This is a genomic window from Sutcliffiella horikoshii, assembly GCF_002157855.1.
In the GTDB taxonomy this organism is placed as follows: Bacteria; Bacillota; Bacilli; order Bacillales; family Bacillaceae_I; genus Sutcliffiella_A; species Sutcliffiella_A horikoshii_C.
Window position 1 is genome coordinate 4,181,515 of the sequence record NZ_CP020880.1, and the last position, 17,877, is coordinate 4,199,391.

Here is a 17,877-nt window from a genome sequence, read left to right on the forward strand (position 1 = left end):
CCTTATACCTCCTCCTTCTTTTGAGCATTGTTTTGAGTTGCTACCGGTTGTCTATTTTTCTTTTTATTAATAAAGAAACGAATCATGCGATCTATTAAGATGCTTGTTGCTGCGAAATAGATAATGATTGCAATGATAGAATCTGCTATTTCAGGTGGAATCTCTGTCATCGCGTTCATAAATCCGCGACCGGAATAAAGAAGACCGAAGAAAATAGCTGCTAACAATACCCCGATACCTGTGTTTGCACCTAAAAGTGCTACCGCAATTCCATCAAAACCTTGGGTAGGTAAAATACCGATTTGGATACTTGTCGCATTTCCTGCATAGAATGCCACTCCCCCAAGACCAGCCAAACCACCGGCAATAACCATGGAAGTAACGATACTTCTGTTTACTGCAATACCGGCATATTCCGCTGAATCACGGTTAAATCCAACCGCCTTCAACTCATAACCAAGCGTAGTTTTATTGATGATAAAAGAGAAGATGATCACTGCAATCGCAGCAATAAATAAACCAAGGTTAATATAAGAGCCATCAAACATTTCTGTTAAAATTGGTGTTCGTAACGATGCGGATTCTGGTAGTTTTTTAGATTCTGTTTCCAAAAACTCGCCCTTAAAGTAGGCAGGAACCGCATAATATACCGTCCAGTAGGCAATCCAGTTCATCATGATCGTTGATACTACTTCATGTACGTTGAACTTTGCCTTCAAAAGACCAGGGATAAAAGCCCAAAGTGCTCCCCCGATAAAACCTGCCACGACCATCATTACTAACAGTACTGGTCTGGACAAATCAAAAGTCAGTCCGACCGCAACAGCACAAAAACCACCAAAGAGCATTTGTCCTGCCGCTCCGATATTAAACAAGCCGGTACGGAAAGCAAATGCTACCGATAGACCAGTGAAAATAAGCGGTGTCGCTGTTGCAAGCGTGTTTCCGATTCTCGAAAGATTCTTTAATCCGCCTTCAAATAAATATTTATATCCTTCCACAGGATTGTTTCCTGTGACTGCCATCAATATCGCACCTGCAATCAAACCGAAAAGGACAGCAAGCAACGAGATTATGCCATTTCTCATTCTTCTTCCCCCTTCATCACGCCTGCCATCATCAGACCAAGTTCGTTCTCGTTTGTTTCCTTTGCATTCACGATTCCAACTAGTTGGCCATTATTCACAACAGCGATGCGATCTGAAACATTCAATACCTCATCTAGTTCCAAGGACACTAGCAAAACAGCTTTCCCTTTGTCTCGTTGTTCCACAAGTCTTTTGTGGATGTATTCGATCGAACCAACATCAAGTCCACGCGTCGGCTGAACAGCAATAAGCAGAGTCGGATCTAATTCGATCTCCCGCCCGATTACCGCCTTTTGCTGGTTACCGCCTGAAAGGGACCTGGCAATGGACTTACCGCCTTCACCAGAACGGACATCAAAGTTTTTAATAATATTATCTGCATGTTTTTTAATCGCAGCAAAATTAAGGACGCCACGTTTGGAGTATGGCTCTTTATGGTACAATTCTAAAACCATATTTTCTTCAATTGTATAATCTAAAACTAGTCCATGCTTGTGACGGTCTTCCGGAATATGAGCGATCCCGCTTGCGATTCTAGAACGAACCGGCATTTTGGTGATGTCTTTTCCTTCAAAAAGAATGGTTCCGGAGTCCGCTTGCTTCAAGCCAGTAATGCTTTCCACTATTTCTGCCTGACCATTACCGTCTACCCCTGCTATTCCTAGAATTTCGCCTTTTTTCAGTTCTAAAGACAGGTTTTTAAGGGCTACCACATCTTTGCCCTTCTTTACTGAAACATTGTCCATTTTTAATACAACGTCGCTTGGAGTAGCTTCTGTTTTGTCGACTTTAAAGTTGACTTCACGTCCAACCATCATTTCAGCCATTTGTTCTTTGGACGTTTCCGCCACATTTACCGTGCCAATTGTCTTTCCTCTTCTGATAACTGTACACCTGTCCGCCATCGCCTTAATTTCTTTCAGTTTGTGCGTGATAATAATAATGGATTTACCTTCTGCGATAAGGTTCTTCATAATCTTACCCAGTTCCTCAATTTCCTGAGGAGTAAGAACCGCAGTAGGCTCGTCCAAAATAAGTACGTCAGCCTGACGATAAAGCATCTTCAGAATTTCAACACGCTGTTGCATGCCAACGGAAATGTCTTCAATTTTGGCATGTGGATCCACATTCAAGCCATATTTTTTAGACAAATCTTCAATTCTTTTGCTGGCTGTTTTCTTATCAAGCACATACATTTTATGCAATTCGGAACCAAGCATAATGTTCTCTGTTACCGTAAAATTACTGACCAGCTTGAAGTGTTGGTGGACCATCCCGATACCGAGTTTTGTCGCGACATTAGGGTTGGCAATTTTCATTTCCTTGCCATTTATTTTTATAGATCCTCTATCCGGTTGATACATACCGAACAAAATAGCCATCAGCGTTGATTTCCCGGCACCATTTTCTCCAAGAAGGGCGTGAATTTCCCCTTGCTTCAGACGAAGTGTAATATCATCATTGGCAACTATTCCAGTAAATTCTTTCCGGATATTGAGCATCTCCACTACATAGTCCATAGAGTGATTCTCCCTTTTTTGTTTTTGGTTTTTTCACAAAGGTTACCGTTTATAAGTTGTCCCGTTTCTTTTCGTAGCAGCCACTTGCTTTCCTCGGGGAGGGCCGAGAGCCTCCTCGGCTTTGCCTGCGGGGTCTCTCGTTTCCCTCTATCTCCCGCAGGAGTCAAGTGGCTTCCACTCCAATCCACTAATTCCAAAAACTCCATAAACTCCAATAACTTTGCCAAAACAGTTTATTTATCCCAAGAGGACAGACAACTAACCTCTTACATTTGCATTAAAAAAGGCGGGTCACCCCGCCTTTTCTTTATCAATCTGAATCTAGCAAACGAATTTGCTCTAGATGATTACGCTAGGTAATGCACGTATTACTTGATCAAATCGCCTTGCTCAGCAGATACTTCTACTTCACCGGATTTGATTAGTTCAAAGATCTCATCAACTTTAGTAGTTGTTTCATCACTTAAGTTTGGATTTTCTTCAGGAAGTCCAATACCATCGTTTTTCGCATCAAATGTAAGAGTTTCGCCACCTGGGAACTCTCCATCGATTTCTGCTTTGATCATATCAGCTGCAGCTGTGTCGATTTTCTTCATTGCAGAAGTTAAGACTACAGAATCACCGCTATCCATTTTTCCTTCTTCGTATTGGTCAACGTCTACACCGACCATCCATACATCGTCTCCGCCTTCAACCCGAGTTTTCGCTTCGTTGATTGCCCCAACGCCAACTCCACCCGCTGCTGCGAAGATTACATTTACACCACGGTCAAACATTGCTCCAGCAATTTGCTGACCTGCAGCTACATCGTCAAATGTACCTTGGTACACGACGTTTTCTTCTTTAATGCTTACATTTGTATCTAAGTTTTCGTTAGCATACGCAATACCTTGTTGGAAGCCCCAGTTGAACTTTTGAACTGGAGGAATTTCCATACCACCGATGAATCCAGCTTCGCCTTCTTTTAACTCAAGAGCCGTAGCAACACCAGCTAAGAATCCAGCTTCGTGCTCTGCGAAGAAGATAGATACTGTATTTTCACCCACTACTGGGTTGAAATCGCCATTATGTGGAGATCCGTCGATTAGGACGAACTTTGCATCTTCATATTGACTTTGTGCTTGGAAAACCGCTGTTTCAAATTTAAATCCAGGAGTAACAATAAATTTAAATTCTGCATCATATAAGTTTGTAATTTCTTGCATGTAGTCAGCTTCTGTAGTACCTGCCGGCTTTAAGTATTTCTCTTTAATGCCGAAGTCTTCTTTTGCTTGAAGAATCCCATTCCAAGTTCCTTCGTTAAAAGATTTGTCATCGATTGTCCCAGCATCTGTAACCATTCCGACCATTAAGTCAGAACCGCTGCCATCGCCAGAAGCAGTGTCAGAACTACCATTGTTGTCCGTACCGCAACCTACTAAAAAGATCATCGTGGTTAAAACAGTGATGATCGTTGCAATTAAACCCTTTTTCATGCCTTAACTCCCCCAAAATTATAAATTTATAGTAAATTGAAAACCCTTACTATCATTACTATATTCGTAAACTTCCAATATTTCAATATATGTTTTTCAAAGATGAACATATTTTCATGAATAAAAATACCTAGATAAGAAAATTGTCGAAAATTTGCAGATAAATACTAGGTTTCTAGCATTTTCAATGGTAGAAATTACATAAAAGGGGTCTGGCCCGCTCCCCTTTAAAGCGCTAAAGACGCATAAAACCTCCACGCATTTATCTGGTTGCCCGTGCATTTGTAAGCGGTCCTTTGTTTATTGTATGATAGGGTACATAGACAGAAACTTTCCTCTCCTCTTCCTATATAAGAGTGAGTTCATTTTTCATATAAGGACGTGTACTAGAATGAGAATAAATAAATTTATAAGTGACTCAGGTGTTGCTTCAAGGCGCGGAGCCGATAAGCTGATTGAGGAAGGCAAAGTGAAGATCAATGGCAAGGTTGCCAAAATCGGCGGTCAAGTAAACCCCGGAGATGAGGTATTGGTGAACGGTCAAATCATCCGAATTGCCAGAGACAATGTCTATATCGCTTTGAACAAGCCTATTGGCATCACCAGCACCACGGAAAAGAAAGTAAAAGGAAATATCATTGACCTAGTAAATCATCCTCTGCGACTTTCTCATATTGGGCGTCTTGATAAGGAATCAGAAGGCCTGATTTTATTAACAAACGACGGAGATATCATCAATGAAATTTTACGCCCTGAAAACAAACATGAAAAAGAATATATCGTCTCTGTTGATAAGCCGATTACTCCGGACTTTGTGAAGCAGATGTCTGAGGGTGTCAAGATACTAGGAACCAAAACGCTTCCATGTGAAGTGGAGCAACTATCTAAATTTGATTTTAAGATTATTTTGACGCAAGGGTTAAACCGTCAGATTCGACGCATGTGTGCGGAACTTGGGTATGAGGTATTAAGGCTGCAGCGCACCCGGATCATGAATATCGAGCTTGGTAACTTGCCGATGGGACAGTGGCGCGACCTTAGCAAAAAGGAAAAACGCCAGTTGTTTGCTGAGTTGAATTATGAGCCGAAAGAATGGTAATAAAAATGCTTGTCTCACTGACCATAAATTGGTTGTGGGACAAGCATTTTTTATATTGTTTTTTCAGGTAATTCCTGTATAATTGTCCCGAATCATGAATTAATATTCGTCTTAATATATTTGACTTTTGATATACAGGGAGGTTGCTATGACTAACGCCATTATTCAGTTTAAAGATGTGCGCAAGCAGTTTGATAATGATCCTGCTGTGCTTAACGATGTTAGTTTTGAGATAGAACGCGGGAAGTTTTATACCCTGCTCGGCCCATCCGGTTGCGGGAAAACGACGATCCTTCGTCTGATTGCCGGCTTTACGGAGGCAACTGCGGGGGATATTTATTTTAACGGGAAGAAAATTAATAATGTTCCTGCCAATAAACGCCAGGTGAACACGGTCTTTCAAGACTATGCTCTTTTTCCTCACTTAAATGTATTTGAAAATGTCGCTTTTGGGCTGAAAATCAAAAAGATGAAAAAGGCTGATATTGAAAAGAAAGTAACAGAAGCGCTTAGTTTCGTTAACCTTAAAGGCTTTGAATCTCGTGAAATCAGGGAGATGTCCGGCGGTCAGCGCCAGCGTGTCGCAATTGCGCGTGCGATCGTTAATGAACCGGAAGTTATTTTGCTAGATGAACCATTATCCGCACTAGATCTAAAACTGCGTACGGAAATGCAGTATGAATTAAGAGAACTTCAACAGCGCCTTGGCATTACGTTTATTTTCGTTACCCATGATCAGGAAGAAGCCCTTGCGATGTCAGATGAGATTTTCGTCCTTAATGAAGGGCAAATTATTCAAAGCGGGTCGCCAACAGATATTTATGATGAGCCGATCAACCGATTTGTTGCAGACTTTATTGGTGAATCCAATATAGTAGAAGGGCGAATGATCAAGGATTTCCTTGTGGAATTTGCCGGCAAGCAATTTGAATGTGTGGACAAGGGTTTGAAGGACGACGAAAAAGTGGACATTGTCATCCGACCTGAGGATTTGGCAATCACCACACCAGCAGAAGGAAAGCTTCAAGTTCGAGTAGATTCTCAACTGTTCCGTGGTGTTCATTATGAGATAAGCAGCTATGACCAAGAAGGTAACGAGTGGCTTGTTCATTCTACGAAGAAGGCTTCTGTCGGCGATCAAATTGGACTTTATTTTGACCCAGAAGCTATTCATGTTATGCGACTTGGCGAGTCAGAAGAGGATTTTGACAGACGCTTAGAGGGGTATTCCCATATAACCGGAGCGAGCCATGGAAAATAGAGTAACGAAAAATCTTTACTTTATCCCGTATGCTCTTTGGATTGCGCTATTCGTCATAGCGCCGATATTACTGGTTCTCTATTATTCTTTTTTTAATATAGAGGGCGCCTTGTCACTAGAAAACTATCAAAAATTCTTTACTCCCGTCTATTTAAAAATGACATTGAGTTCGTTTTGGTATGCCTTTCTGATCACGGCCATTACCCTGTTGATAGCCTATCCGACGGCATTATTATTAACAAAAACCCGTCACAAATATTTGTGGCTGTTGTTGCTTATTGTTCCTTCTTGGATCAACCTGCTTTTAAAAGCTTATGCCTTCCTAGGTATCTTTGGTACTTATGGAATGGCCAACAGCTTTTTAGAAGTAATTGGGATCGGTTCCCAGCAGATATTATTCACAGACTTCAGTTTTGTGTTTGTTTCGGTCTATATTTTCATTCCATTTATGATCCTGCCGATTTTCAACGCTTTAAATGAACTGAATCCGACACTAACTGATGCTGCAAATGACTTAGGTGCATCCCGCCTAACAACGTTTTGGAGGGTCACATTGCCTCTTACATTGGACGGAGTAAAGGTCGGATGTCAGATTGTTTTTATCCCGGCATTATCCTTGTTTATGCTTACAAGATTGATTGCCGGTAACAGGGTGATTACCCTTGGAACAGCGATAGAACAACATTTCCTTGTCACTCAAGACTGGGGAATGGGTTCGACCATTGCCGTATTTTTAATTATCATCATGTTCCTTTTCATGAAATTGACTGGCAGCAGAAAGCGAGGAATCTAACATGGGTAATAGAAAAACATCTCCATTATCGACGTTATTTCTCGTCTTGATTTTTACGATTCTTTACCTTCCTATCTTCTTCCTTGTGTTTTACTCGTTTAACAGCGGAGGAACAATGTATGATTTTGAAGGCTTTACATTGGATTGGTATAAAGAGCTTTTTGCTGATACGCGACTACTAATCATTGTATTGAACACGCTATTGATCGCTTTACTTTCGGCCCTGATCTCCACCGTTATCGGAGTGATGGGAGCAATCGCTATTTATTCTTTTAAAAATAGGAAAACCAAAAACACGTTATTATCTTTAAATAACGTATTAATTGTCAGTCCTGACGTTATTATCGGCGCTTCCTTCCTTATTCTCTTTACGATGGCCGGAATCAAGCTTGGCATGTTCTCTGTTCTGTTATCCCATATTGCCTTTTGTGTACCCATCGTTGTGTTAATGGTACTGCCAAAGCTATTGGAAATGAGTCCAACCTTGATTGATGCGGCCCATGATTTAGGAGCTAGCCGCTGGGATGTAATGAGAAAGGTTGTGCTGCCATATATCACACCGGGAATATTTGCCGGATTTTTTATGGCGCTGACCTATTCCCTAGATGATTTCGCCGTTACATTCTTTGTGACAGGAAACGGTTTTACCACCCTTTCTGTTGAAATTTACTCTCTTGCGCGCCGGGGAATTGCATTAAACATTAACGCACTATCTACATTACTATTCCTGTTCACCATCGTTCTTGTGATTGTGTACTACTTCATCACAGTTCGTAATAAGCCTACTGGAATGGGGGTCAGACGATGAAGAAGCTTGTACAGTTTACAGTCGCGGTCGTTTTGGCTTCAGCTGTCCTTTGGTATGCCATCACTGAATTGAATTCCGCTCAAGGGTATTCTGGCGGAAATACATTGACCATTTACAACTGGGGCGACTATATCAACATGGATGTGGTCGAGCAGTTTGAAGAGGAAACCGGTGTGAAGGTCATCTATGAAACGTTTGACTCGAACGAAGCGATGAAAACAAAAATAGAACAAGGCGGAACCACTTATGATATTGCGATTCCCTCAGAATACATGATTGATAAAATGATTCAAGAAGATCTGCTGATTCCGCTGGATCATGCTAAGCTACCGAATCTTGGAAACATTGACGAGCGTTTCATGGATCTCCCTTTTGATCCGAAAAATAAATACTCTGTGCCTTACTTCTGGGGAACGGTAGGGATTGTCTACAACCCTTCTATGTTAGATGGAAAAGAGATCACCAGCTGGAACGACCTTTGGGATGAGGATTTAAAAAATGAAATTCTCCTGATAGACGGTGCCCGTGAAGTGATGGGAATGGCACTAAACAGTTTAGGCTATTCTCTAAATGATACGGATAAAGCGCATCTGCTTGAAGCAAAAAGAAAGCTCGACACACTTACTCCGAATATCAAAGCGATTGTCGGCGATGAGAACCGCATGCTAATTGAAAATGAAGAAGCTGCCATCGGACTTGTTTGGTCTGGAGTTGCTGCTGAATTGATGTGGGAAAACGAAGACCTTGAATATGTCGTTCCCGTAGAAGGATCAAACTTGTGGTTTGATAACATGGTCATTCCGAAAACGGCCAAGAATGTAGAAGCCGCACATCAGTTTATCAACTTTATGTTAGAAGCGGAAGTAGCAGCCGAAAATACGGATTATGTGAGTTACTCTACACCAAATAAGGCCGCAATGCCGCTTTTAGATGAAGAGCTGACAGGTGACGAACGATTCTATCCGCCACCAGAGCTGACTGAGAAGCTTGAGGTGTATGAGAACCTCGGAAAAAGAAATCTTGCTTATTATAATGAGCTGTTTTTAGAGTTTAAGATGCACGGTAAGTAACATTGATTGGATGCCACTTTCCTCCTGGAAAGTGGCATTTTTCTTGATTATTTCCTCTTTCGATTAGATTGCCTCTCCTTTTTCGGCTACAATAAAAGGAACTATTTACAAATGGAAATGAGATGGGTATTTTGTTCAAAATTTTTATTATAGAAGACGATAAAACTTTATTTTCAGAGATGGAGGAGCGATTGACTCAATGGACCTATGATGTTCACGGAGTGACTGATTTCAATGCGATACTTCAAGATTTCACAAAAATTAAGCCTGACCTTGTGATTATAGATATTCAGCTGCCAAAGTATGATGGTTTTCACTGGTGCCGGATGATCCGTAACCATTCCAAGGTGCCAATCATCTTCCTTTCATCAAGGGACCACCCGATGGATATGGTTATGTCTATGCAACTTGGTGCCGATGATTTTGTGCAAAAGCCCTTCCATTTTGATGTGCTCATCGCCAAAATACAGGCAACGCTCAGACGGGTATATCAATACAGTGCCGAGCCGATTAACTTAAAAACGTGGGCCGGGGCAACGATTGATTTTGAAAAAAACACCGTATCCAATCAAAAGGGAACGATTGAGTTGACGAAGAATGAACTATTTATCCTTCGTTCACTGATTGAAAATAAAAACAAGATTGTCAGTCGCGATGAATTGATTAATCGGTTGTGGGATGATAAACGCTTTGTAAGTGATAATACGTTAACTGTTAATGTAAATCGACTTCGCAAGCATCTGGAGCAAATAGGACTTGGTAAATATATTGAAACGAAGGTCGGCCAGGGGTATATCGCTCTTGAAGGAGATTCCATTCATGATTAAGACCTATTTGAAAGAAAAGAGAAGTTGGATCGTGTTTTTTATATCCGTTCAGCTTTTACTTATCTTTATTGCCTATTTAGATGCGTCCGTCAGCTTGACTGCCATCTTTTACTTCAACTTCCTTTCTACCCTCTTGCTAATAATTTTCCTTTTTTTTCGCTATCAAAAAGAGGCAGCATATTACAAGGAGTTAAAGGAGTTAAATCCTGCAATGGACCTTTCAGAAATGACAGAAGCTAAGAGTCCTTTTGAAGAAATTGTTCAGAAATCATTAACAGATTTCATCTATCACCAGAAGCAACAACTTTCCCGGCAAACTTTAGAGCTCGATCAGGAAAAGCAAGATTTGTTGGCCTGGATACATGAAGTGAAAACTCCATTGACCGCGATGAAGCTGATGGTTGATAGACTTGAAGACCTTAAATTGAAAAAGCAAATAACCTTCGAGTGGCTTCGGATCCACTTGCTGTTAGATCAGCAGCTTCACTCTCGAAGAATTTCATCCATGGAAAATGATTTATTCGTGGAAAAAGCAGATTTGGAAACCATTATTTTTGATGAAATTAAAACACTGCAATCTTGGTGCATTCAAAAGGGGATTGGTTTTGAAGTAGATCTGAAGGAGCAATTTGTATGGAGTGACAGCAAGTGGCTTTCTTTTGTCATCAGGCAATTTCTTACGAATGCGGTCAAGTATAGTGAATCAGGCGACATAGAAATAAAAAGCTTTACTGAAGACGGCATGATAAAGCTATCCATTACAGATTATGGGGTGGGGATAAGCAACCGTGATTTGCCAAGGATTTTTGAAAAAGGATTCACATCCACTTCTAACCATCATAACCAGGCAGCAACAGGAATGGGCTTATATTTAGCCACACAGGCAGCAAATGCACTTTCCATCACCATTACTGTTGAATCCGCGTTATCTAAAGGGTCTACTTTTACCCTTACCTTCTCAAAAACTAACCAGTTCACCAACGTTTGGAGCATGTGACAAAACTGTCACACGCTTCTTCATTTTGTTAGGTGAATCGAAGGAAATGGAAATATCTCCGTTTTATAATGGTGATAGAAAAGGAGAGTGAAAGCATGACCATCTTGCATGCCTCAAATATACAAAAAAGCTACGGTAATCGATTTAACAGGCAAGAAGTACTAAAAGGAATCGATATAATATTAGAAGAAGGCGAGTTCGTGAGTATCATGGGGGCTTCCGGCTCTGGGAAAACCACCCTACTCAACGTCCTATCATCCATAGATAAAGTCTCAGAAGGTAACATTCGAATCAACAACAAAGAGATTACCACCCTTAAGGAAAAACAGCTGGCAGAGTTCCGGAAGCACCATCTTGGATTCATCTTTCAGGAATATAACCTGCTTGATACTTTAACTGTAAAAGAGAATATCCTATTGCCGCTGTCCGTAGCTAAAGTATCCAAAAAGATAGCCGACGAGAAGTTTCAGGCAGTAGCGGACGAGCTTGGAATTTTTGATATAAAGGACAAATATCCAAATCAAATCTCCGGCGGACAAAAGCAGCGAACCTCTGCAGCGAGAGCCTTCATCCATGAGCCAAGCATCATTTTTGCAGACGAACCAACAGGTGCACTAGATTCCAAAGCCGCTTCTGACTTGTTAAACAAGCTCAGCGACCTGAACAAAAAACGAAAAGCAACCATCATTATGGTGACACACGATCCTGTCGCAGCAAGCTATTGCAGCAGAATCATCTTTATCAAAGACGGGCAAGTCTACACGCAACTGAATAAAGGAGATGAAACACGACAGGACTTTTTCAAGGACATCATGCGCACTCAAGGTGTGCTTAGCGGGGTGCAATATGAGCACTAATCAATTGATCCTCCGTAACCTGAAAAAGAATATTAAAAATTATCTACTATATGTCTTTGCATTGGTGTTCACTGTCGCTCTTTATTTTTCCTTTGTCACCTTGCAATTCGACCCTTCCATGGATGCAGCGGAAGGTACAGTAAAAGGAGCAGGTGCGATAAAAGCTGCCTCTGTATTATTGATTGCCATTGTCTCTGTCTTTTTGCTGTATGCCAACACTATCTTCATCAAGCGTCGCAGCAAGGAAATTGGGCTATTCCAACTGATCGGGATGACAAAAGGAAAGATTTTTCGCATCTTGACCATGGAAAATTTTATCCTTTATTTCTCTTCCACCTTACTTGGCGTTTTAGCCGGCTTTTCATTCTCTAAGCTTATTTTACTGATTTTGTTTAAAGTTACAGGTGTTGATTCAGCAGCTGAATTGCGCTTTTCCCCTGAAGCGCTAAATCAAACGCTACTGGTGTTTGGGTGTATCTTTGTGCTGATCATGGCAATGAATTATCTTTTTATCAAAAAGCAGACCATTCTCTCCTTGTTTCGCGTCCTTTCTTCCTCAGAGGAAATGGTTAAAAAAATCTCCGTTTGGGAGATCCTTATTGGCATAGCTGGATTGGTCCTTATTAGCTCTGGTTACTATATATCTTCGAGAATGTTCGACGGAAATTTGTCCTCTGTTAACATCCTCTTTCTGACCATGATTTATATCCTCGGCTCCGTTATTATCGGAACTTATTTATTTTATAAAGGCTCTGTTCGATTTATCTTTCATTTAATCCGTAAGAAAAAAGGTGGCTATTTATCAATCAATGAGGTCTTGTCCCTTTCTTCCATCATGTTCCGGATGAAGTCGAACGCCTTCTTGTTGACGGTCATTACTACCGTTTCAGCGTTAGCAATCGGGCTATTGTCTTTAAGCTATATCTCTTATTATTCTGCGGAAAAATCTGCCGAGCGAAATGTACCTAATGATTTCTCCATCTACCATTCAGAGGATGCCGCCACGTTTAAAAAAGCACTGGAAGACGAAGAAATCTCCTATACCGTAAAGGAGATAGAAGTGTATCAAGCTAATGTGAATATGGAAGAGGTTTTAAATTCAGATACGGAAGGACTCAATGTCGATCCAGGTTCTCTCCAAACAGCTGTGATTGGAGAAAGTTCCGTGGATGGCCTTGAACTATCAGAAGGAGAGGCGATACTTAGCGGATACAGTAGTGCGCTTTCTTCCTTAATCACCTTTAAAGACTCAGGTAGGATTGAGCTGATAGGTAAGACGGAGCGGATTCCTCTGGATTATTTAGAATTAAGGGATGATTTCATATTATCTTCTCCCTATACATTTAGCGGATTTCCAGTAGTAGTGGTGGATGAATCTGTCATGGAAAAGCTATCAAATGACCTAGATCAAGAAATTCAGAGATCTTCTTTCCTATATACGGGAATTGATATCCCTGACGAGCAGGATTTAGACCACGCCAACACCATTTTCACAGAGCTTGACTTAGCGAACACTTGGCCAAATGAGTCTCAGTTACTTACAAGCAACAGCATGAAAAACAACATGGGATTTGTCATGTTTATTGTTGGATTCCTCGGTCTGACATTCTTAATCACATCCGGTTGCATTCTTTACTTTAAACAGGTGGATGAAAGTGAAGAAGAACGGCCAAACTATACCATTTTACGGAAGCTCGGCTTCACACAATGGGATTTACTCAGAGGGATACAAGCTAAACAGCTTTTCAATTTTGGGATACCACTTATTGTCGGCTTGCTTCACAGCTATTTTGCCGTTCAGTCAGGCTGGTTCTTCTTTGGAACCGAAGTATGGACGCCGATGATTATCGTCATGATCATCTATACGGGGCTTTATTCGATATTCGGATTACTCTCTGTTATCTACTATAAAAGAGTGATTAAAGATGCACTTTAAGCAGGAAAGGGATTCGTCCCTTTCCTATTTTTTATGCCTCTTCCAGCCTTCCTAATCGTTGAAGCATTAGCGTAGAGAAAATATAACAATTTCATTGATATTATTTCTCAATTACTTATTGACTTCCCTTATTAATAGTCTTATAGTAATAGTTGTAGCGACACTGATAATCATTATCATTATTGTAAACATAATTTAAACTGGGGGTTACATAATGGTTCGCCTATACACAAAAGACCTGAACATTGGCTATGGTGAACGCTTAATCATAAAAGACTTATCTATTGAAATACCAGACAAACAGATTACAACGATTATTGGCTCTAACGGCTGCGGAAAATCCACGCTATTAAAAGCCATCACTAGAATCATCTCCCACCAATCTGGAGCTATCCTGCTAGATGGACAAGAAATTGCCAAAGAAAACACGAAATCACTGGCAAAAAAAATGGCGATTCTGCCTCAAACGCCTGAAAGTGTAAGCGGATTAACTGTCGGAGAGCTGGTATCCTATGGTCGTTTCCCCTATCAAAAAGGTTTTGGAAGATTGACCAAAAAGGATTATGAGGTCATAGACTGGGCACTTGAGGTGACAGGGACAACGGAATTTAAATACCGCTCGGTTGACGCGCTATCGGGTGGTCAACGCCAACGCGTTTGGATTGCGATGGCCTTGGCTCAGGAAACGGAAATCATTTTCCTAGATGAACCTACCACCTACTTGGACATGGCTCACCAGTTGGAAGTGTTGGAGCTTCTGCAAAAGCTAAATAGAGAACAGGAACGCACCATTATCATGGTCCTGCACGATTTAAACCAGGCAGCCAGATTTGCCGATTACCTTATTGCTTTAAAAGATGGAAACATCATCAAATCAGGAAATTGCGAAGAAGTAATTACACCTGAAGTTTTAAGAGGAGTATTTCAAATCGACGCCCAAATTGGCCGCGATCCACGAACAAACAAGCCTATGTGCTTAACCTACAACTTACTTAAAGGAGACAACCAAGATGAAAAAATTAATGATTCCATTCGTATTCATGCTATTGCTGGTCGTTAGTGCCTGCGGAAACACAAATAATAATGCAAGTAATAATACAAGTAATAATAATGCTGATAGTTCTAATGAAGGTAATGCTTCCTCCTCTGAAACTATCACTTATGAAGCAGAAACAGGTCCAATTGAAGTACCAGCAGATCCTCAAAGAGTTGTAGTAATAAACTCCTTTGTTGCTGGAAATGTCATGGCCCTTGGAACAAATATTGTTGGAACGGATTCTTGGGCAATGGCAAATCCGCGTTACCAAGAGTACCTTGAAAATGCCGAAGAAATCACCGATCAAGATTTAGAGAAAATTATTGAACTAGATCCAGATCTAATTATCGCTGCCTCCAATACGAACAACCTGGAGCAGTTAGGCGAAATTGCGCCAACTGTCGCATACACTTACGGGAAAGTGGACTATCTTACACAACATATTGAAATTGGTAAACTATTGAACAAAGAAGAAGAAGCTCAAAAATGGGTGGATGACTTCAAAGCACGTGCTAAAGAAGCTGGAGAAGAGATCCGTGCTAAAATCGGTGAAGATGCGACTGTATCTGTTATCGAAAACTTTGATAAAGAGCTTTACGTTTTTGGGGACAACTGGGGCCGCGGCACAGAAATCCTTTATCAAGAAATGAAGCTGAAGATGCCTGAGAGAGTAAAAGAAGAAGCTTTAGAAGCTGGATACTATACACTTTCTTTTGAAGTATTGCCTGAGTTTGCAGGTGATTATGTTGTGTTCAGTAAGGATTCTAACGGAGATACTTCATTCCAGGAAACAGATACGTACAAGAATATTCCTGCTGTGAAGAATGGTCAGGTTTTTGAAGCGGATGCAAAAGAATTCTATTTTAACGATCCGATTTCCCTTGATTTCCAGTTGGAGTTCTTTAAAGATAGCTTTTTAGGAAACTAAGACTTTGTTGGAGGGATACTTCTTTTATTAGAAGGTCCCTCTTATTCTATAAAAGAAAAGATGAGGCAAATGAAGATTGCGTTGGAACGAAGCATTCCTTTTACAATTAAATTTATTGGGGCAATCATCGTCTTTGGGGCGGTGTTTTTTGCTGCTATGGTGCTCGGTGCTGCTGATACTGCCGTTCGAGATGTATGGTTGGCTTTAACTTCACCAGGAACGAGTGGCGATAAAATCTTGATCATTAGAGAAATACGGCTACCACGTGAGGTTGCTGCGATTTTTGTTGGGGCTGGGTTATCGGTTGCTGGTGCCATTATGCAAGGAATGACAAGAAATCCTCTTGCAGATCCAGGACTTCTAGGGTTGACGGCTGGAGCGAACGCTGCTCTTGCTATCACACTGGCATTCTTACCTTCTATTAACTACTACGGCGTTACCATTGCGTGTTTTATTGGGGCTGCTGTAGGGGCAATTATGGTGTTTGGTTTAGGTGCGATGAAAAAAGGCGGATTTTCACCTCTGCGGATTGTCCTTGCAGGCGCAGCAGTCTCTGCCTTTCTTTTTGCCATAGCAGAAGGAGTCGCGCTGACCTTTAAGCTCTCGCGCGATGTTTCCATGTGGACAGCAGGTGGAATTATTGGCACAACTTGGGGCCAGTTGCAATTGATTATTCCGTTAATCACGGTTGGCTTACTTGTGGCTCTATTCCTTTCTAGACAACTGACCATACTTAGTCTCAGCGAGGAAGTTGCGGTTGGCTTGGGGCAAAAGATTGCCTTGGTAAAAGGGATATTGTTTTTTGTCATTATTTTGTTGACCGGTGCCTCTGTCGCACTTGTCGGAAATATGGCGTTTATCGGACTGATGGTTCCTCATATCGTGCGTGCCATTGTAGGAACAGATTATCGTTTCATTTTGCCGATGTCCGCAATTTTAGGAGCTACCTTCATGCTTTTTGCTGACACACTGGGACGTACCATCAACGCGCCTTTTGAAACGCCTGTCGCTGCAATTGTAGCAATGGTCGGCCTCCCCTTCTTCCTTGTTATTGTCCGTAAAGGAGGGAAAGCATTCTCATGATTCATCCATCTATTTTAAGAAAGCAACGTATTATTGTGGTTCTCTTGGGTTTACTTATCTTGGCTACTATTGTTATTGGAATTGGCATTGGACCGGCTTCTCTGTCGTTCGAACGGCTACTACCGACCATTTTAGGTCAAGGGAGTTTTAAAGAGGAGTTTGTTTTGTTTTCTATCAGGCTTCCGCGTATTATAATCACCATACTTGCCGGCATGGCGCTTGCACTATCCGGTGCGATTCTTCAAGGGATCACTCGTAATGATCTCGCTGATCCTGGGATTATCGGAATAAATGCAGGTGCAGGTGTGGCTATATCCATTTTCTTTTTGTATGTTCCAATTAACGTTGGTTCATTTGTCTATATGTTACCGGCAGTTGCATTCTTCGGAGCGCTTATCACGGCCATGTTAATTTATTTGTTCTCGTATCAGCGGAATGGAGGGCTTCAGCCTGTTCGGCTCGTGTTGGTCGGAGTTGGTTTTTCGATGGCGCTATCTGGTATGATGATTATCTTAATTTCTTCTGCAGAGCGTGTAAAAGTAGATTTCATCGCCAAATGGCTGGCAGGTGGAATTTGGGGTGCTGATTGGCCATTCATACTGGCATTGTTGCCGTGGCTGCTTGTATTGGTTCCTTTTACTTTGTATAAAGCCAACCGGTTGAATCTGCTTGGAATGAGTGAGCCTGTGGCGATCGGGGTTGGGGTATCTCTTGAAAAAGAACGATTGGTTCTGCTGTTGACAGCTGTAGGATTGGCGGCTTCAGCGGTTTCGGTGACAGGTGGTATTGCCTTCGTTGGTTTAATGGCTCCGCATATAGCAAAATCCTTGGTGGGACCTAGAAACCAATTGTTCCTGCCTGTAGCGATCTTGATTGGCGGCTGGCTGCTATTGTTTGCAGACACGGTCGGACGCAACTTGATTGATAGCGGAATTCCAGCGGGCACCATGGTCGCGTTGATTGGGGCACCTTACTTTATGTATTTATTGTTGAGGAAGTAAGAATAGGAATTTATATGGGGGTCTCTGTTACCGTATTTAGTTTTGCGGAGGGGTTTCAGGCCTTGAGACGCCCTCTCTGTTACCGTTTTTGCTTTTGC

The 17,877-nt window shown here is 41.4% G+C and carries 16 protein-coding genes; 13 read left to right on the forward strand and 3 right to left on the reverse strand.

From position 1 onward, the window contains the following. Positions 1-2: 2 nt before the first annotated feature. The 3 genes from B4U37_RS21140 to B4U37_RS21155 all read right to left on the reverse strand — a co-directional run bounded on the left by B4U37_RS21140 (position 3) and on the right by B4U37_RS21155 (position 4,083). A complete protein-coding gene (locus B4U37_RS21140; protein WP_088019935.1) occupies positions 3-1,088 on the reverse strand; it encodes an ABC transporter permease in 1,086 nt (361 codons plus the stop codon). Next, the gene (locus B4U37_RS21145) at positions 1,085-2,608 is read right to left on the reverse strand and encodes an ABC transporter ATP-binding protein (RefSeq protein ID WP_088019937.1); all 1,524 of its coding nucleotides are present in this window, start codon (positions 2,606-2,608) and stop codon (positions 1,085-1,087) included. The genes B4U37_RS21140 and B4U37_RS21145 overlap by 4 nt, the downstream gene beginning before the upstream one ends. Positions 2,609-2,976: 368 nt before the next feature. Further along, the gene (locus tag B4U37_RS21155) at positions 2,977-4,083 is read right to left on the reverse strand and encodes a BMP family lipoprotein (protein WP_088019940.1); all 1,107 of its coding nucleotides are present in this window, start codon (positions 4,081-4,083) and stop codon (positions 2,977-2,979) included. Positions 4,084-4,474: 391 nt separating this feature from the next. On the opposite strand from B4U37_RS21155, the gene rluF reads away from it, so the two are divergent. The 13 genes from rluF to B4U37_RS21220 all read left to right on the forward strand — a co-directional run bounded on the left by rluF (position 4,475) and on the right by B4U37_RS21220 (position 17,779). After that, a complete protein-coding gene (gene rluF / locus B4U37_RS21160; protein WP_088019941.1) occupies positions 4,475-5,182 on the forward strand; it encodes a 23S rRNA pseudouridine(2604) synthase RluF in 708 nt (235 codons plus the stop codon). Positions 5,183-5,330: 148 nt separating this feature from the next. After that, complete coding sequence (locus tag B4U37_RS21165) at positions 5,331-6,443, forward strand: ABC transporter ATP-binding protein (protein ID WP_088019942.1); 1,113 nt, start codon at positions 5,331-5,333, stop codon at positions 6,441-6,443. Next, a complete protein-coding gene (locus B4U37_RS21170) occupies positions 6,433-7,236 on the forward strand; it encodes an ABC transporter permease (protein ID WP_088019944.1) in 804 nt (267 codons plus the stop codon). The genes B4U37_RS21165 and B4U37_RS21170 overlap by 11 nt, the downstream gene beginning before the upstream one ends. A gap of 1 nt (position 7,237) precedes the next feature. After that, complete coding sequence (locus B4U37_RS21175; protein WP_088019946.1) at positions 7,238-8,044, forward strand: ABC transporter permease; 807 nt, start codon at positions 7,238-7,240, stop codon at positions 8,042-8,044. After that, positions 8,041-9,114 (forward strand): ABC transporter substrate-binding protein, encoded by a 1,074-nt coding sequence (locus B4U37_RS21180; protein ID WP_088019947.1) that lies wholly within the window; start codon positions 8,041-8,043, stop codon positions 9,112-9,114. The genes B4U37_RS21175 and B4U37_RS21180 overlap by 4 nt, the downstream gene beginning before the upstream one ends. A gap of 131 nt (positions 9,115-9,245) precedes the next feature. Next, the gene (locus B4U37_RS21185) at positions 9,246-9,941 is read left to right on the forward strand and encodes a response regulator transcription factor (RefSeq protein WP_088020391.1); all 696 of its coding nucleotides are present in this window, start codon (positions 9,246-9,248) and stop codon (positions 9,939-9,941) included. Further along, complete coding sequence (locus B4U37_RS21190; protein ID WP_088019949.1) at positions 9,934-10,938, forward strand: sensor histidine kinase; 1,005 nt, start codon at positions 9,934-9,936, stop codon at positions 10,936-10,938. Before B4U37_RS21185 ends, B4U37_RS21190 begins: the two co-directional genes overlap by 8 nt. 95 nt (positions 10,939-11,033) lie before the next feature. Further along, positions 11,034-11,795 carry an ABC transporter ATP-binding protein gene (locus tag B4U37_RS21195; RefSeq protein ID WP_088019951.1) on the forward strand — a complete coding sequence of 254 codons (762 nt, stop codon included), beginning with the start codon at positions 11,034-11,036 and terminating at the stop codon, positions 11,793-11,795. Beyond that, a complete protein-coding gene (locus B4U37_RS21200; RefSeq protein WP_088019953.1) occupies positions 11,785-13,731 on the forward strand; it encodes an ABC transporter permease in 1,947 nt (648 codons plus the stop codon). Before B4U37_RS21195 ends, B4U37_RS21200 begins: the two co-directional genes overlap by 11 nt. A gap of 214 nt (positions 13,732-13,945) precedes the next feature. Continuing rightward, positions 13,946-14,791 (forward strand): ABC transporter ATP-binding protein, encoded by an 846-nt coding sequence (locus tag B4U37_RS21205; protein WP_088019955.1) that lies wholly within the window; start codon positions 13,946-13,948, stop codon positions 14,789-14,791. Then, positions 14,742-15,695: an iron-hydroxamate ABC transporter substrate-binding protein gene (locus B4U37_RS21210; protein WP_088019958.1), complete on the forward strand. Its 954-nt coding sequence runs from the start codon at positions 14,742-14,744 to the stop codon at positions 15,693-15,695. The genes B4U37_RS21205 and B4U37_RS21210 overlap by 50 nt, the downstream gene beginning before the upstream one ends. Before the next feature lie 69 nt (positions 15,696-15,764). Then, a complete protein-coding gene (locus B4U37_RS21215) occupies positions 15,765-16,778 on the forward strand; it encodes a FecCD family ABC transporter permease (RefSeq protein ID WP_088019960.1) in 1,014 nt (337 codons plus the stop codon). Beyond that, entirely contained in the window at positions 16,775-17,779 is a 1,005-nt protein-coding gene (locus B4U37_RS21220; protein WP_088019962.1) for a FecCD family ABC transporter permease, read from the forward strand. The genes B4U37_RS21215 and B4U37_RS21220 overlap by 4 nt, the downstream gene beginning before the upstream one ends. The last annotated feature ends 98 nt before the right edge of the window (positions 17,780-17,877 follow it).

What these genes read in the sequence shown, in the direction of transcription:
- B4U37_RS21195 (WP_088019951.1), top strand. Translation starts at nt 11,034, where the DNA reads ATGACCATCTTGCATGCCTCAAATATACAAAAAAGCTACGGTAATCGA.
- B4U37_RS21175 (WP_088019946.1), top strand. Translation starts at nt 7,238, where the DNA reads ATGGGTAATAGAAAAACATCTCCATTATCGACGTTATTTCTCGTCTTG.
- B4U37_RS21140 (WP_088019935.1), bottom strand. Translation starts at nt 1,088, where the DNA reads ATGAGAAATGGCATAATCTCGTTGCTTGCTGTCCTTTTCGGTTTGATT.
- B4U37_RS21220 (WP_088019962.1), top strand. Translation starts at nt 16,775, where the DNA reads ATGATTCATCCATCTATTTTAAGAAAGCAACGTATTATTGTGGTTCTC.
- B4U37_RS21215 (WP_088019960.1), top strand. Translation starts at nt 15,765, where the DNA reads ATGAAGATTGCGTTGGAACGAAGCATTCCTTTTACAATTAAATTTATT.
- B4U37_RS21180 (WP_088019947.1), top strand. Translation starts at nt 8,041, where the DNA reads ATGAAGAAGCTTGTACAGTTTACAGTCGCGGTCGTTTTGGCTTCAGCT.
- B4U37_RS21205 (WP_088019955.1), top strand. Translation starts at nt 13,946, where the DNA reads ATGGTTCGCCTATACACAAAAGACCTGAACATTGGCTATGGTGAACGC.
- B4U37_RS21210 (WP_088019958.1), top strand. Translation starts at nt 14,742, where the DNA reads ATGAAAAAATTAATGATTCCATTCGTATTCATGCTATTGCTGGTCGTT.
- B4U37_RS21155 (WP_088019940.1), bottom strand. Translation starts at nt 4,083, where the DNA reads ATGAAAAAGGGTTTAATTGCAACGATCATCACTGTTTTAACCACGATG.
- B4U37_RS21190 (WP_088019949.1), top strand. Translation starts at nt 9,934, where the DNA reads ATGATTAAGACCTATTTGAAAGAAAAGAGAAGTTGGATCGTGTTTTTT.
- B4U37_RS21200 (WP_088019953.1), top strand. Translation starts at nt 11,785, where the DNA reads ATGAGCACTAATCAATTGATCCTCCGTAACCTGAAAAAGAATATTAAA.
- rluF (WP_088019941.1), top strand. Translation starts at nt 4,475, where the DNA reads ATGAGAATAAATAAATTTATAAGTGACTCAGGTGTTGCTTCAAGGCGC.
- B4U37_RS21145 (WP_088019937.1), bottom strand. Translation starts at nt 2,608, where the DNA reads ATGGACTATGTAGTGGAGATGCTCAATATCCGGAAAGAATTTACTGGA.
- B4U37_RS21170 (WP_088019944.1), top strand. Translation starts at nt 6,433, where the DNA reads ATGGAAAATAGAGTAACGAAAAATCTTTACTTTATCCCGTATGCTCTT.
- B4U37_RS21165 (WP_088019942.1), top strand. Translation starts at nt 5,331, where the DNA reads ATGACTAACGCCATTATTCAGTTTAAAGATGTGCGCAAGCAGTTTGAT.